General features: G+C 58.9%; 10 protein-coding genes. 5 read left to right on the top strand and 5 right to left on the bottom strand.

What is annotated here, in order from left to right; genetic code table 11:
- Positions 1 to 105 precede the first annotated feature (105 nt).
- The 5 genes from clpX to AC1RDQ_RS02545 all read left to right on the top strand — a co-directional run bounded on the left by clpX (position 106) and on the right by AC1RDQ_RS02545 (position 7626).
- On the top strand, positions 106 to 1389 hold the full coding sequence (gene clpX, locus AC1RDQ_RS02565; RefSeq protein ID WP_008048848.1) for an ATP-dependent Clp protease ATP-binding subunit ClpX: 1284 nt from the start codon (positions 106 to 108) through the stop codon (positions 1387 to 1389).
- 250 nt (positions 1390 to 1639) lie between these two features.
- The gene (gene lon, locus AC1RDQ_RS02560) at positions 1640 to 4036 is read left to right on the top strand and encodes an endopeptidase La (RefSeq protein ID WP_056722330.1); all 2397 of its coding nucleotides are present in this window, start codon (positions 1640 to 1642) and stop codon (positions 4034 to 4036) included.
- Positions 4037 to 4185: 149 nt separating this feature from the next.
- Positions 4186 to 4458, top strand: coding sequence for an HU family DNA-binding protein (locus AC1RDQ_RS02555; RefSeq protein ID WP_002552737.1), 273 nt, complete (start codon positions 4186 to 4188; stop codon positions 4456 to 4458).
- 235 nt (positions 4459 to 4693) lie between these two features.
- The gene (locus AC1RDQ_RS02550; RefSeq protein ID WP_492586188.1) at positions 4694 to 6565 is read left to right on the top strand and encodes a SurA N-terminal domain-containing protein; all 1872 of its coding nucleotides are present in this window, start codon (positions 4694 to 4696) and stop codon (positions 6563 to 6565) included.
- A 203-nt stretch (positions 6566 to 6768) separates the two neighbouring features.
- A complete protein-coding gene (locus AC1RDQ_RS02545; protein WP_492586186.1) occupies positions 6769 to 7626 on the top strand; it encodes a DUF2242 domain-containing protein in 858 nt (285 codons plus the stop codon).
- Between the two features lie 344 nt (positions 7627 to 7970).
- Here AC1RDQ_RS02545 and AC1RDQ_RS02540 read toward each other — a convergent pair whose 3' ends face one another.
- The 5 genes from AC1RDQ_RS02540 to AC1RDQ_RS02520 form a co-directional block, all read right to left on the bottom strand.
- A complete protein-coding gene (locus tag AC1RDQ_RS02540; protein ID WP_492586185.1) occupies positions 7971 to 9011 on the bottom strand; it encodes an AraC family transcriptional regulator in 1041 nt (346 codons plus the stop codon).
- 2 nt (positions 9012 to 9013) lie between these two features.
- Positions 9014 to 10144, bottom strand: coding sequence for a carbon-nitrogen hydrolase family protein (locus AC1RDQ_RS02535; RefSeq protein WP_223532303.1), 1131 nt, complete (start codon positions 10142 to 10144; stop codon positions 9014 to 9016).
- Between the two features lie 201 nt (positions 10145 to 10345).
- Positions 10346 to 11674: a TolC family outer membrane protein gene (locus AC1RDQ_RS02530; protein ID WP_492586184.1), complete on the bottom strand. Its 1329-nt coding sequence runs from the start codon at positions 11672 to 11674 to the stop codon at positions 10346 to 10348.
- A gap of 1 nt (position 11675) precedes the next feature.
- Entirely contained in the window at positions 11676 to 13016 is a 1341-nt protein-coding gene (locus AC1RDQ_RS02525) for an HlyD family type I secretion periplasmic adaptor subunit (RefSeq protein ID WP_492586183.1), read from the bottom strand.
- A 6-nt stretch (positions 13017 to 13022) separates the two neighbouring features.
- Positions 13023 to 14759 carry a type I secretion system permease/ATPase gene (locus AC1RDQ_RS02520; protein ID WP_492586181.1) on the bottom strand — a complete coding sequence of 579 codons (1737 nt, stop codon included), beginning with the start codon at positions 14757 to 14759 and terminating at the stop codon, positions 13023 to 13025.
- Between the last annotated feature and the right edge of the window lie 476 nt (positions 14760 to 15235).

Below are 15235 nucleotides of genomic sequence, written 5' to 3'. Positions count from 1 at the left end.
AGCTCAAAATAAGGTTGGTCGGCGGGTCCGATCACCGGCGGGCTTGAAAAAGCCCGCAATAGCCTTCATCTTGTGTTGCAAGCCTATCGGATTTGGATCGAACGAATGACTGACACCCGCAACGGCGAGGACAACGGCAAGCTGCTCTATTGCTCCTTCTGTGGCAAAAGCCAGCATGAAGTACGCAAATTGATTGCCGGCCCCTCGGTCTTTATCTGCGACGAGTGCGTCGACCTGTGCAACGACATCATCCGCGAGGAGGTGCAGGAAGCACAGGCCGAAAGCAGCGCGCATAAATTGCCTTCGCCTAAAGAAATCAGCGGCATCCTTGATCAGTATGTAATTGGTCAGGAGCGTGCGAAAAAGGTTTTGGCCGTAGCGGTGTACAACCACTACAAGCGCCTGAATCAGCGTGACAAAAAGAATGACGACGTCGAACTCGGCAAGAGCAACATCCTGCTGATCGGCCCGACAGGCTCGGGTAAGACCCTGCTTGCCGAAACACTGGCCCGCTTGCTGAACGTTCCGTTCACCATCGCTGACGCAACCACCCTCACCGAGGCGGGTTACGTGGGTGAAGATGTCGAGAACATCATTCAGAAGCTGCTGCAGAAATGCGATTACGACGTGGAAAAGGCCCAGATGGGCATTGTCTACATCGATGAAATCGACAAGATTTCGCGCAAGTCTGACAACCCGTCGATCACCCGGGACGTTTCCGGTGAAGGCGTGCAGCAGGCCCTGCTCAAGTTGATCGAAGGCACGGTCGCTTCCGTTCCGCCTCAAGGTGGTCGCAAGCATCCGCAGCAGGAATTCCTGCAGGTCGACACCCGTAACATCCTGTTCATCTGCGGTGGCGCGTTCTCTGGTCTTGAGAAAGTCATTCAAAACCGTTCCACCAAGGGTGGCATTGGTTTCAATGCAGAAGTGCGCAGCAAGGAAGAAGGCAAGAAAGTCGGTGAGTCCCTGCGTGAAGTCGAGCCTGACGATCTGGTCAAGTTCGGTCTGATCCCGGAATTCGTCGGTCGTCTGCCGGTACTTGCCACGCTGGACGAGCTCGACGAGGCTGCATTGATGCAGATCCTCACCGAGCCGAAAAATGCTCTGACCAAGCAGTATGCCAAGCTGTTCGAGATGGAAGGCGTGGATCTGGAATTCCGGACCGACGCTCTGAAATCGGTCGCCAAGCGTGCCCTGGAGCGTAAAACCGGTGCCCGTGGCCTGCGTTCGATTCTCGAAGGTGTATTGCTCGACACTATGTATGAAATCCCCTCGCAATCGGAGGTGAGCAAAGTAGTGATCGATGAAAGCGTGATAGAAGGCAAGTCCAAGCCACTGTATATCTATGAAAACAGTGAGCCGACCGCCAAGGCTGCGCCAGACGCATAAGCGTCACGCAGCTTGAATAAAGAAGGGGCCTTCGGGCCCCTTTGCTATTTCGGGATCTGGCCTGCAGGAGCCGGCTTGCCAGCGAAGGCGGTCTTTGAAGGCTTATCCGGCCCGTCGCAGCAGCTTCCGTATGCTGCAATCTTTCAAGTGGTTCTTTTATCCGCTTGTTTTTTTCCTGGGCAGCCCCCATCTTGGTTTCAAGCTTACTTCCATCTGTTTACGGCCTTATGGCCGCCGTAGAGGCGAAATCATGAAGACAACCATCGAATTGCCTCTCCTGCCATTGCGTGATGTCGTGGTTTATCCGCACATGGTTATCCCGCTGTTCGTGGGGCGCGAGAAATCCATCGAAGCCCTCGAGGCTGCGATGACGGGTGACAAGCAGATCCTTCTGCTGGCCCAGAGAAACCCGGCTGACGACGATCCCGGTGAAGATGCCCTGTATCGCGTTGGTACGATTGCCACCGTTTTGCAGCTGCTCAAGCTGCCTGACGGAACGGTCAAGGTTCTGGTCGAAGGCGAGCAGCGGGGCGCTGTCGAGCGCTTCAGCGAAGTGGACGGCCACTGCCGTGCCGAAGTCTCCCTGATCGACGAAGTTGAAGCACCAGAGCGCGAATCGGAAGTGTTCGTTCGCAGCTTGCTGTCCCAGTTCGAGCAATACGTGCAGTTGGGCAAGAAAGTCCCGGCTGAAGTCCTGTCGTCGCTCAACAGCATCGATGAGCCAGGCCGCCTGGTGGACACCATGGCCGCGCACATGGCGCTGAAGATCGAACAGAAGCAGGAAATCCTCGAAATCATCGATTTGTCGGCCCGGGTCGAGCACGTTCTGGCGTTGCTGGATGCCGAGATCGATCTGCTGCAAGTCGAAAAACGCATTCGCGGCCGCGTCAAGAAACAAATGGAGCGCAGTCAGCGCGAGTACTACCTGAATGAGCAGATGAAGGCCATTCAGAAAGAGCTCGGTGACAGTGACGAAGGCCACAACGAAGTCGAAGAGCTGAAAAAGCGTATCGATGCCGCCGGCCTGCCGAAAGACGCGCTGGCCAAGGCGACGGCCGAGCTGAACAAGCTCAAGCAGATGTCGCCGATGTCCGCGGAAGCGACCGTGGTGCGTTCGTACATCGACTGGCTGGTTCAAGTGCCGTGGAAGGCCCAGAGCAAGGTGCGCCTGGACCTGGCGCGTGCAGAAGACATTCTGGATGCCGACCACTATGGCCTCGAAGAGGTCAAGGAACGCATCCTCGAATACCTCGCCGTGCAAAAGCGCGTGAAGAAAATTCGTGGTCCGGTGCTGTGTCTGGTCGGTCCTCCCGGGGTGGGTAAAACGTCCCTGGCGGAGTCGATTGCTCACGCCACCAACCGCAAATTCGTGCGCATGGCCCTCGGTGGCGTGCGTGACGAGGCGGAAATTCGTGGTCATCGCCGTACTTACATCGGTTCGATGCCAGGAAGATTGATTCAAAAGATGACAAAAGTGGGTGTCCGCAACCCGCTGTTCCTGCTCGATGAAATCGACAAGATGGGCAGCGACATGCGTGGCGATCCGGCATCGGCGTTGCTGGAGGTGCTCGATCCCGAGCAGAACCACAACTTCAACGATCACTATCTGGAAGTCGATTACGACCTGTCCGATGTGATGTTCCTGTGCACTTCGAACTCGATGAACATCCCGCCGGCGTTGCTGGACCGGATGGAAGTGATCCGTCTACCGGGCTACACCGAAGACGAGAAGATCAACATCGCCGTCAAATACCTTTCGCCTAAGCAGATTACGGCCAACGGCCTGAAGAAAGGCGAGCTGGAGTTTGACGCAGAAGCGATCCGCGACATCATCCGCTACTACACCCGTGAAGCCGGTGTGCGTGGGCTGGAGCGCCAGATTGCCAAGGTCTGCCGCAAGGCCGTCAAGGAACATGCGCTGGAGAAACGCTTCTCGGTGAAAGTCACCGCAGACATGCTGGAGCACTTCCTGGGCGTGCGTAAATTCCGCTACGGCCTGGCCGAGCAGCAGGATCAGATTGGCCAGGTGACCGGGTTGGCGTGGACTCAGGTGGGCGGCGAACTGCTGACCATCGAAGCGGCCGTCGTACCGGGCAAGGGCCAGTTGATCAAGACCGGTTCCCTGGGTGACGTGATGGTCGAATCGATCACCGCGGCCTTGACCGTTGTCCGCAGCAGGGCGAAGAGCCTTGGGATCCCTCTGGACTTCCATGAGAAGCGCGACACGCACATCCATATGCCGGAAGGGGCGACTCCAAAGGATGGCCCTAGCGCCGGTGTAGGCATGTGCACGGCCCTGGTATCGGCATTGACCGGTATTCCGGTACGCGCGGATGTCGCCATGACCGGCGAGATCACGTTGCGTGGCCAGGTCTTGGCCATTGGTGGCTTGAAAGAAAAACTGTTGGCTGCCCACCGTGGCGGAATCAAGACAGTGATCATTCCTGAAGAGAATGTGCGCGATCTCAAAGAGATTCCGGACAATATCAAGCAGGATCTACAGATTAAACCGGTTAAATGGATTGACGAGGTCCTGCAAATTGCGTTGCAATACGCGCCGGAGCCCTTGCCGGACGTGGCTCCGGAGATAGTCGCGAAGGATGAGAAACGCGACGCAGATTCTAAGGAAAGAATTAGCACGCATTAGTACGTATTTGCCTGGGGGGCTTTCTTGACAGCTTTTTAGAGCCCTTGTTATAAAGCGGCTCTTAAGTGTCTGTAGGCCATTCAGCACTCGTTTTTGCTTTCACCAAAAAAACTTAGAATCATACTCAAATAGATATAAGGGGACTTAGAGTGAACAAGTCGGAACTGATTGATGCTATCGCTGCATCCGCTGATATCCCGAAAGCTGCTGCTGGCCGTGCGCTGGACGCTGTAATCGAATCCGTCACTGGCGCTCTCAAGGCTGGCGACTCTGTTGTTCTGGTTGGTTTCGGTACCTTCTCCGTAACTGATCGTCCGGCTCGCATTGGTCGTAACCCACAGACCGGTAAGACGCTGGAAATCGCAGCAGCCAAAAAACCAGGTTTCAAAGCCGGTAAAGCACTGAAAGAAGCTGTCAACTAAGTTCGATTCAGGTTTTTACCCATCCGGGTCGGGGTCATGCCTGACTTGGCAGCGGAGCGGCAGTCCTGACTGCAGGTCGCCGGTTCAAGACACCGAGGGTCGCCAGTTCGAGCCCCTCGATCCGCTCCGCCAGTTACGAGAAGGCGCATCCTCGGATGCGCCTTTCTTCTATCCGGATTCTACCCACGCTCCACGGTTGCCTAATTTTTGAAGTTCAACCGTTTCTGGGGGACGCATGCTGCAGAATATCAGGGACAATTCACAAGGCTGGATTGCCAAGACTATTATCGGGGTCATCGTTGCACTGATGGCTTTGACCGGTTTCGACGCCATTTTTCAGGCCACGACGAACACGAATGAAGCGGCGAAGGTCAATGGCGAAGAAATCAGCCAGAACGAACTGAGCCAGGCGGTCGATATGCAACGCCGTCAGCTCATGCAACAGCTGGGCAAGGATTTCGATGCTTCCTTGCTCGATGAAAAAATGCTGCGCGAGTCGGCTCTCAAGGGCCTGATCGATCGCAAACTGCTGCTGCAAGGCGCAGAAGACTCGAAATTCGCCTTTTCCGAAGCGGCTCTGGATCAGGTCATCCTGCAAACGCCTGAGTTTCAGGTGGATGGCAAGTTCAGCTCCGAGCGTTTCGACCAGGTGATTCGCCAACTCGGCTATACCCGCATGCAATTCCGCCAGATGCTGGCTCAGGAAATGCTGATTGGTCAGCTGCGTGCCGGTCTCGCCGGTAGCGGTTTCGTGACCGATGCACAGGTACTGGCGTTTGCCCGTCTGGAAAAACAGACCCGCGATTTCGCCTCGCTGAACATCAAGGCCGACCCGGCAGCGGTGAAGCTGACCGACGATGAGGTCAAGGCCTACTACGACGAGCACGCCAAGGAATTCATGACGCCGGATCAGGTGGTCATCGATTACCTCGAGCTGAAGAAGGCTTCCTTCTTCGATCAGGTCAGCGTCAATGACGAAGACCTGCAGGCGGCCTATCAGAAAGAAATCGCGAACCTGTCCGAGCAACGCCAGGCGGCGCACATTCTGATTGAAGTGAATGACAAGACCACCGAGGCGCAAGCCAAGGCGAAGATCGAAGAGATTCAGGCTCGTCTTGCCAAGGGCGAGAAATTCGAGACGCTGGCCAAGGAATTCTCCCAGGATCCGGGTTCGGCGAACAACGGCGGTGATCTGGGTTATGCCGGTCCTGGCGTCTACGACCCGGCGTTCGAGAAAGCCCTGTATTCGTTGGCCAAGGACCAGGTTTCCGCGCCGGTTCGCACCGATTTCGGGTTCCACCTGATCAAGCTGTTGGGCGTGGAAGCGCCTGAAGTTCCGACATTCGCCAGCCTGAAAGACAAGCTGACCCGCGAATTGAAGGCCCAGCAGGTCGAACAGCGTTTTGTCGAGGCGACCAAGCAACTGGAAGACGCTTCATTCGAAGCGTCGGACCTGGCGCAACCGGCACAGGACCTGAAACTGAACGTCCACACGTCCAAGCCGTTCGGCCGTGAAGGCGGTGAGGGTATTGCAGCCAACCGTGCCGTGATCACTGCCGCGTTCAGCCCGGAGGTCCTGGATGAGGGTGCGAACAGCACTGCCATCGAGCTCGATCCGGAAACTGTGGTCGTGTTGCGTGCCAAGGAGCACCTGAAGCCTTCGCAATTGCCGCTGGAAAGCGTCTCTGCTGCGATCCGTGTGCAATTGGCCAAGGAACACGCCAGCGCCGATGCCAAGACCAAGGCTGACGCCCTGATTGCCAGCCTGCGCGATGGCAAGACCCCGTTGGATCAGGCGGTCGACGGCCAGGCCTGGAAAGTCACGGAAGCGGCGACTCGTGCTCAGGAAGGGGTCGACCCTGCGGTGCTGCAAGCGCTGTTCCGCATGGCGAAGCCTGCGTCCAAGGACAAGCCGACCTTCACCAGCGTGACGCTGGCGGATGGCAGCCTGATGATCGTGCGCCTCAATGGCGTGAACGAAGCAGCGGCGCCGACCGAAGAAGAGAAAGCACAGTATCGTCGCTACCTCGCTTCCCGCATCGGCCAGCAAGACTTCGCGGCTTACCGCAAGCAGCTGGAAAGCCAGGCGGAGATCAAGCGTTACTGATGCCTGATCAGGTTTAGCGCTGCACAAAAGACCCCGGCCGGAAGGCCGGGGTCTTTTTGTTTGGCCGTACGTCACTTGCCGCGGTGACTTTTGCGCAAAACCGGGGTCAATCAGCCTGTAACCGTTTTAAGACACGATCGATGCTCCGCTAAGCATCGATCTGTTGCACAATATGCCCCGAACCGTTTTCCTCAGGATGTTCAATGTTTAAATCACTTCCCATGCGGGTTGTCGGGCTGGCAGCCGTGCTTGCTACTGCGGCCGGTTGTTCATCGAACAAGACCGCCATCTATGAGCATGAGAATTTCGACGACTCCGGTACCTTTTCCCGAAACTATCCGGTCACCGATACCCAGAGCTGTGAAGCCGCTCGTCGTGCCTTGCTCAGCCAGGGTTACATCATCACCAGCAACGATTCGAAGCTGGTCAGCGGTCACAAGAGCTTCCAGCAGACCGGCGAGAACCACATGGAGATCAGCTTCAGCGTGGTCTGTACCGATGACGGCAGCGAAGGGCACCACGCGACCGTATTCGCCAACGCCCTGCAGGATCGTTATGCGCTGAAGAAGACCAACAACTCCGCCAGTCTCGGTGTGGGTGTGTTGGGCTCGGTGTCGATGCCGATCGGCTCCTCCGATGACTCGATGGTCAAGGTCGCCAGCGAAACCGTATCGTCTGCCAAGTTCTACGAGCGTTTCTTCGCACTGGTCGAACTGTTCCTGCCGCCGGAAGCGAAAAAGGCTGCGCACATCCCCGAAAAGCCGAAAACGGACCTGGGCATGCCTGAAGCCCAGGCAGCGCCGGCACCACTGGCACCTGCTCCGGCAGCGGCTCCCGCTGTAGAGCCTGCTGCACCAGCGCCTGCACCTGCACCTGCATCCATTGAAGCGGCTCCAGCGGCCTCCGAGCCGGTTGCCCCGCCTCCTGAAGCGGCGCCGATCACGCCGACCGAGCGTGTAGAGCCTGCATCGTTCCAGGAAGTCGTCACGCCACCGTCGAACCCGAGTGACTTGCCTGCGCCGAGCGAACCCATCCCGGCGATGCCTGCCTCAGGCCAGTGATGGAGACGTCACGGGATCGGGTCGGATGACCTGATCCCGTGGCCAGCCAAAAGATTGACCCTCGTCAACCAAGACCACTGTTCTGTGGCCTCCCGCGAAAAAATCCGATGATAAATTCCTGACCAGCTGCTACGTTTTATTCAGTAGCGACAGAGTGTCGTTTCCGCGTCATTTTTCTTTCACGCGGGCACTTTATGCTCAGGGAATTGGTCATTTATTCAGACGTTTTTCAGCATGGGTTGGGGGATTCAAAAATGGACGATTATCAAGAAGAGCTGCTCGAGTACCAGGCTTTCGAACTGGACCCACTGGAGCCGGCGGAAGACGCTACCGAGTTGTAGGCATCAGGCGGATTGGCGATGACTGCGGCGAAATTCGCCGGGGGTCTGTCCGTTCCAGCGTTTGTATGCGCGTTGAAACGCTTCGGCTGAGGCAAAACCCAGCAGGTAGGCGATCTCTCCGAACGCCAGTTCGGTGTCGCGTATGTAGGTCATGGCCAGGTCGCGACGGGTGTCGTTGAGAATTGCACGAAACTGCGTGCCTTCTTCGGCGAGCTTGCGGCGCAGGGTCCAGGTGGGCAGCTTCAGGCGTGCCGCCACCTCTTGCAGGTCGGGTTCCCGGCCACCATTGAGCAGGGGGCCCAGCAGCGCGATGATGCGTTCGCGCAGGCTGCGGGTGCGTGTCAGTTGTTCCAGTTCTCGCTCACACAGTTGCAGCAAATGCCGCCAGGTACTCGGGCAATGCTCGGGGTTGCGCTGGGCGAGACTTGCCAGGCTCAAGCGCAGTTGATTGCGCTCGCCGCCAAACTGAATCGGACAGTCACCCAACACGTCATAGGCCGCGCGGTAGCCGGGCTCCTCGAATTCGATCTCGATGCGTTCGGCGCGCAGCGGGGCAGGGCTGACACTCGACAATTGCTGCAACCAGCCGGCGATGATCGAATCCACCACAAAGCGGTTGTAGGCGTTATAGGGGCTGATCGAATAGAAGCGCAGCCAGGCGCCCTGGGCGTCTTCGTGAAAGCTTGATTGACCCCGATAATTGGAGCCGTACAAGGTTTCGAATCGAATCAGGCAGCGTGCGGCTTCTCGTACCGTCGGCGCCTGGGCCGCAGTGACGCCAGCAAGGCCTGCCTGGCTCAGGCGACTGAGTTGGCCCATGCGCAAGCCAAGGGCCGGGTTGCCGGTCAGTTGAATGGCGCTGTGGCCCAGGCGCATGTAGCGCGGTATCGACAGTCGGGCACCGGCTTCGCTCAGGCGCCCGGGGTCGAGGCCGTATTGATCGAGCAGTGGCTGAGGATCGACGCCATGACTGCGCACGGCATCGGCCAGGCTATGAACAAAGCCCACCGACAGATCGCCCAGGCGCATCGGCTGCGGCTTCATGGCTACAACCAGAGGTTCAGCAAACGCGCACCATGGGCATTGCCGTCGGCAAAATGCTGGCCGTTGCTGCTGAGGAAACTGTGTCCGGCGCTGCCCTGATCCCAGAACTGACCCCGCAGGAACACACTCATGCCAGCGACGGCTTGACTGGCAGGTGTCCGGGTCGTGAGATTCAGGCGCTGCCAGGCCTGGCCTTCACTGACTTCTCCAGGCTTCAAGATGACCGATGTCGGCGCTGACGAGCCCCTGTAGCCACGCCACGGTTGATCCCAGGTGCCACGGCCGGCAACAAAGGCCGGTACCGCGACCAGTTGCACGCTTTGGTCGTTGAGCTTGAGGTAGTTTTCCGGGTACCAGCTGTCGTGACCGATCAATACGCCCAGCCTTCCCGCGGGGGTATCAACGACATTGAGCGAGTGCTCGCCGTTCGCCTTGATCCCGTTCTGTTCTGCGAAGAACGGGTGTATCTGGCGCTGGGGCTGGCCGATCGGCAGGCCCTCGCTGTTGAACACCACGCTGCTGTTGTACAGCGCGCCGCGGCCGATTCTCAAGGTGCCGTCGATGATGCTCGGTTCGGGCAGTACGATGGAACCCGCCACCAGCGTCACGTGGAATTCCCTGGCCAGCCCTCCGAACAATGCCTGGTAGTCTCTGGCCATCGCCTTGGCTTTCATGCGCAGGTGGGCATCGTCCAGACGGTTGCCGCCTTCGGCGCTGATCAACGCCTTGGCGAACTTCAGGGGATTGCTCACCGCCAGCCAGTTCATGGCCTCCTTGAGGGTGCTGGCCTGATACAACTCATCCTTCTCGCCGCTGACCATCAGCCAGGTACCGACGTGTTCCGGCAACACGACGACGGTCTTGCCGTTCAACAGACCCTGGTCCCGGGCTGCTTGCAGATAGGCCGCGAGCTTGCGGTGCAAACGCTCGGGGCTTTGATAATCGGTGGGAAACAGTTCGGGCTGAATGCCCAACAGATTGCCGCGGTCCGCAGGCGTGCCCTGGTCGACAGCCAGGTTGATCCGCAGATCCGAAAGGTAATGACCCACCGGCCGGTCTGCGGCCCACATCGCGTAGGTCGTGAGGGTGGCGAGCAACGCCATGGAAAATGTCAGGTACAAAAGTTTGCGCATGGGGAAACAGTTTACAGCCTGGAACCGGTTCGAGCATAAAGGGAATCAAGGCCTTAGTGGGCAAATTTCAAGCGTTGGCTGTTTTTTTCGCTGGCGGCTGCCTTTCTGCGCCGCGCCGCGGCCATGAATGGCTGGATGGGGATCATGGGAGGAGGGGCGCCGGTCAGCCATCATTCGGCTTGACCGGCCGGCAGGTGAGCGTCAGTTGGTGACCAGCAGTTCCGGGCCGAGGTAGTCGTTGATCTGGTCGATATCGTCGTCGCCCAGGCTGCCCACCGAAGAGGCCAGGCGCAGGCGCGACATCAAATAACGCAACTTGGCATCGAACAGATCGTGGCGTGCGACGAAGAGCAGTTCTTCGGCATTGAGAACGTCCGAGTTGGTGCTGGTGCCGCCCTCCTTGAAACCCTTGCGTGACGATGCCAGTGAGCGTTCGTTGGACGCTACGGCCTTCTCCAGCGCGCGAATGCGTTTGGCGCCGCTCAGGATGCCTTGATACTCACGGGTGGTTCCAGTGATGACTTCCTGTCGTGCGGCGTCCAGTTCATCCGAGGCCTTGTCGCTATTGGCACTGGCCTGGCGTGTCAGCGCGCTGACGCCGCCACCGCTGAACAGCGGGAAATTGACTTCCAGTCCGACCGAACTGTAGCGGTTGCGTTGATTCAGCTCGGAGAGTGATTGGCTCTCACCCGCGGTGTAGCCGGCAACGAAATCCAGGGTTGGCCAGTGGCCGGCCCTGGCGCGCTTCACTTCCTCTTCGGCGAGTTCGCGGCTATAGCGGCGCGCATGGAGCAGCGGGCTATCGGTCTGGGCTTTGACCAGCCAATCCTGCAGGTTGCTCGGCTGCAGCGGTGGTGTATCGAAGCTCGGACGCAAGGTGGTCAGCGATTCGGGGGTTTCACCGATGTATTCCTCGAGCTTGCGGCGCGCGTTGACCAGGTTGTCTTGCGCTTCGATCAGTTCCGCTTCGGCGAGGTCGCGACGGGCGGCCGACTCGTCGATGTCGGTGACGGTGCCGGCCCCCAGTTCCATGCGCCGTTTCGCCGAGGCGAGTTGTTCGTCGAAGGCGTTCAGCTTGGACTTGGCCAGGGTGATGGTTTCGCTGGCCAGGAGCACATCGAAATAGCTTTCGGCCAGGCGCACCGCGGCGTCCTGGCTCTTGGCATCGAATACCGCGTTGCTATAGTCGGCACGCTGCTGACCCTGGCGGTATTCGGCCATTTTCTGTTTGTTGAACAGTGGTTGGCGCAGGCGCAGGTTTGCGCCCTTGGAGTCGTAGTCGAGATCCCTTTCGATACCGCTCTGGCGTTGTGTGCCATTGACCTTGTTGTCGTAGGCCGAGGCATTGATCTGCGGTAGCAGGCCGGCCTTGCCGATAGCGCGGTTTTCCCCGCCGGCCTTTTTTTCATGCACGGCGGCCTGATAGATAGGGCCCTGGAACTGCAACAGATCCCAGGCTTGCTTGAGGTCCATGGCGTCGACCGGCAAGGCCAACCCCAGCAGGCAGAAGAGCAGGCAATGACGGTCCATTTCATTGTTCCTTGAATGAGCTGTCCACACGTTCGAGCATTGGTTTAAGAAGATAGCTCAACATATTGCGTTCGCCGGTCTTGATGGTGACGCTGGCGGGCATGCCGGGGCGAATGTGATTGGTGCCAAGCAGGCTCATGCCATCGGGGGTGACTTCCACTTGGGCCAGATAGAACGGCTGCTTGCTTTCCTCGTCCATCAGACGGTCGGCGGAGATGGTCATCACGCGGCCGGGGATGTTTGGCGTCTGGGCATGGTTGAAAGCCGGGAAGGAAATGTCCACGGGCAGGCCGGGGAACATCTTGTCGATGGCCTGCACGGGAATCATCGCGTCGACCTGCAACGGTTCGTTGACCGGAACGATTTCCATGATCTTGAAGCCGGGCTGAATGATCCCGCCGACGGTGGCGATGCTCAGGGCCTGGACCATGCCGTCGATCGGCGAACGAATCACCGTGTGGGTAACTTCGTAGTCGAGGGCGCGCAAGCGGTCGGCCAGGGTGGTGTTTTCCTTGGCGGTTTCCGTCAGCTGCGACTCGACTTCCTTCAGGTAATCGTGCTGGCGCTGCAGGATGCGCAGCTTGATTTCGGTGGTCTGGCTACGCACGCGGGCGATGTTGTTGAGGTTCTCGGCCTGGCCGGCGGAGAGGTCGGCATTGCTGCGTTCCAACTCAAGCAGGCGGTTGCGTGGCACATAGCCTTCGGCCGCCAGTACACGGGTGCCTTGCAGTTCCTGGTTGAGGAAGCTGATCTGCGAGGCGCGGGCGCCATAGACCTGCTGCAGGCCCTTGAGTTGTACTGCCGACGCCGCCAGGTTTTCCTGCAGGATGCTGATTTCGCCAGCGAGACCGGCGCGCCGGGTGTCGAGCAGGCGCTGTTGCAGGTCCATGGCGGCTTCCAGGCGATGGTCACCCTTGAAGCGCTTGAGCAGTTCGGGATCGAAGTTCACCACGTCGCGGCCGTCACGTTCCGCTTCCAGACGGTTTTCCACCGTCTTGCTGACGATGTACTGGGCGCTGACCGCACCCTGTTCGGCAGCGGCACGCAATGAGTCGAGGCGGACCACCTCCTGGCCTTTTGTCACCAGATCGCCTTCGCGAACGAGAATGGCCTCCACGGTACCGCCGCTCAGATGCTGCACGGCTTTGCGATTGCTGGTGACCTTGACCGTGCCTGTCGCTACCACGCCGGCATCCAGTGGCGCCAGCCAGGACCACAGGAGGAAGCCGCCGAAGCCGGCAAGCACCAGCCACACGCCCCACCGCGCGGGTTTGCCGACGTCCAGGTCTACCACGCTCCTGGGATCGGCTGTAATCATCTCGGTATGTTGGCTCAGTTGCATGATCGGTCACTCCCGTGCTTTGACGGAGGCCAGCGGAGTTGATGCGCCTGCAGGGATCACACTGGCCTTGCGCAGCGCTGCGAATACTTCATCGCGCGTACCTAGCATCTGCACGCCGCCGTCGCGCAGCATCAGCACCTTATCGACGGCACAGAGTACGTTGGGACGGTGAGAAATCAGAATGACGGTGGCGCCACGGCCCTTGAGTTCGGCCAGAGCATCGACCAAGGCCTTTTCGCCGACGTCGTCGAGGTTGGCGTTCGGCTCGTCCAGCACGATCAGATTGGGCTCGCCATACAGCGCGCGGGCCAAGGCGATGCGCTGCTTCTGGCCGCCGGATAGCGGGCTGCCATCGGTGCCCAGGCGGGTGTCATAACCCTGCGGAAAACGCAGGATCATCTCGTGCACGCCAGTGATCTTGGCGGCGCGGATGACCGCTTCGCTGTCCACTTCGCCAAAGCGCGCAATGTTGTCGGCGATGGTCCCCTCGAACAGCTCCACGTCCTGTGGCAGGTAGCCGAGCCAGGGGCCAAGTTCGCCCTTGTTCCAGTTGAAGATGTCCGCGCCGTCCAGGCGCACCTTGCCGGCCTGCGTCGGCCAGACGCCAACCAGCAGGCGGGCGAGGGTGGATTTGCCCGAGGCGGACGGACCGATAATGCCAAGGCTTTCGCCGGGGACAAGGCTGAAGCTCACACCGCGCAGAATCGTGTTGGTGGTCCCCGGGGCACCGGCATACACATTCTCCACCGCCAGCATGCCCATTGGCCGCTGCAGCGACATGCTCGGTGGCCGGCGCGGAAAGTCTTGCAGCATCTCGCTGAGCCGGCCCCAGGCCGAACGGCAGCCGAGCAATTGCTTCCACGACGCGATGACCTGTTCCACCGGACCCAGTGCGCGACCGGTGAGGATCGAGCAGGCAATCATCATCCCCGGGGTGATCTTGCCTTCAATCGCCAGCAGCGCGCCGGCGCCGAGGATCAGCGACTGCAAAGTGATCCGCACGAAGCGCCCGGTGCTGCTGATCAAGGCGGCACGATCGGAGGCCAGGGTCTGCATTTCCAGAATGCGCAAATGGCTTTGGAACCAGCGCTTGCTGATCGACGGCAGCATGCCCATTGCCTCGATGACCTCGGCGTTGCGCAGGTTGTTGTTGGCGTACTGGGAGGAGGAGAGGGCGGCCTGATTGGCTTCGGCCAGCGGTTTCTGCGTCGCCTTCTCGGTGAGCCAGGCCAGGGCCACCAGAATCAGTGAGCCTATCAGCGTGATCAGTCCGAGTATTGGGTGGATCAGATAGGCGACCAGCAGGTAGATCGGCGTCCACGGTGCATCGAAGAAAGCGTACAGGGAGTTGCCGGTGACGAACTGACGAACCTGGGCAAGGTCTTGCAGGGCCTGGGCCGGATTACCTCCGGCGCGGTTCAGGTTGCGCTCGAATGCAGCGGTGAAAATGCGTCGGTTGAGGTCCATGTCGAGGCAGTTGCCGACCCGGATCAGTACGCGGGTGCGGACCATTTCCAGCGTGGACATCAGCAAGAACAGACCTACTACCAGGACTGTCAGCATCGTCAGTGTCGTGACGTTGCGACTGACCAGGGCTCGATCGTAAACCTGCAGCATATAAATAGCTGGCGTCAACATCATGACGTTTATGACGCCGCTGAACCCTGCCAGCAAATAAAAGCTGCGGCGCAGACGAAAGAGCGCGTCGGCCAGTTCTGAACGGATGCTCGACTGCTTGGGCATTTTGATCCTCCCACTGCGAAAAGCCGATTGCCCTTGGAGCGCAACAGCTAACAGTAAATGTAGTCCTGTAAACAGCTTATGGACACGCAGGCTGGTCGCTCTATGGATGGCGAGTCTTCCGAAATCGCTGCGTTGCTCCCTTATGCAGCAGCGTAGGTGGCGCTGAATCACTCCGAAATAACATTTCGCTCTATACCAGCACACAACTTTCTATATGTCCTTAAAAAACAGATAGTTGTGATGCCTGCCACCAGTCGTCTGTTTTAACGACGTAATATTGACAAAGTTTTGCTATGGAACTTTAGTCTTAGTTATCGGGGGGGCCGCCCGCCTGAAGCTTGCCATCGCTTTGGCAACGCAAGGCGCGGTGATTTCCCGGGAGGAGCAGAACCATGTCGATCATTTCGTTGTTTTGCAGAGGGAAGGGGCTGTCCAGGACGTTCGCCTTCACTTCCAGATTCCATGGCCCGCCCAGG

It is taken from the genome of Pseudomonas sp. GW823-FHT02E01 (assembly GCF_058797535.1).
Note: the sequence above shows the minus strand (reverse complement) of the source record. Positions and strands in the feature narration are given on the sequence as shown.

Coding starts and splice junctions, on each gene's coding strand:
- lon (WP_056722330.1), top strand. CDS start 1,640: ATGAAGACAACCATCGAATTGCCTCTCCTGCCATTGCGTGATGTCGTG.
- AC1RDQ_RS02520 (WP_492586181.1), bottom strand. CDS start 14,759: ATGCCCAAGCAGTCGAGCATCCGTTCAGAACTGGCCGACGCGCTCTTT.
- clpX (WP_008048848.1), top strand. CDS start 106: ATGACTGACACCCGCAACGGCGAGGACAACGGCAAGCTGCTCTATTGC.
- AC1RDQ_RS02530 (WP_492586184.1), bottom strand. CDS start 11,674: ATGGACCGTCATTGCCTGCTCTTCTGCCTGCTGGGGTTGGCCTTGCCG.
- AC1RDQ_RS02545 (WP_492586186.1), top strand. CDS start 6,769: ATGTTTAAATCACTTCCCATGCGGGTTGTCGGGCTGGCAGCCGTGCTT.
- AC1RDQ_RS02550 (WP_492586188.1), top strand. CDS start 4,694: ATGCTGCAGAATATCAGGGACAATTCACAAGGCTGGATTGCCAAGACT.
- AC1RDQ_RS02540 (WP_492586185.1), bottom strand. CDS start 9,011: ATGAAGCCGCAGCCGATGCGCCTGGGCGATCTGTCGGTGGGCTTTGTT.
- AC1RDQ_RS02535 (WP_223532303.1), bottom strand. CDS start 10,144: ATGCGCAAACTTTTGTACCTGACATTTTCCATGGCGTTGCTCGCCACC.
- AC1RDQ_RS02525 (WP_492586183.1), bottom strand. CDS start 13,016: ATGCAACTGAGCCAACATACCGAGATGATTACAGCCGATCCCAGGAGC.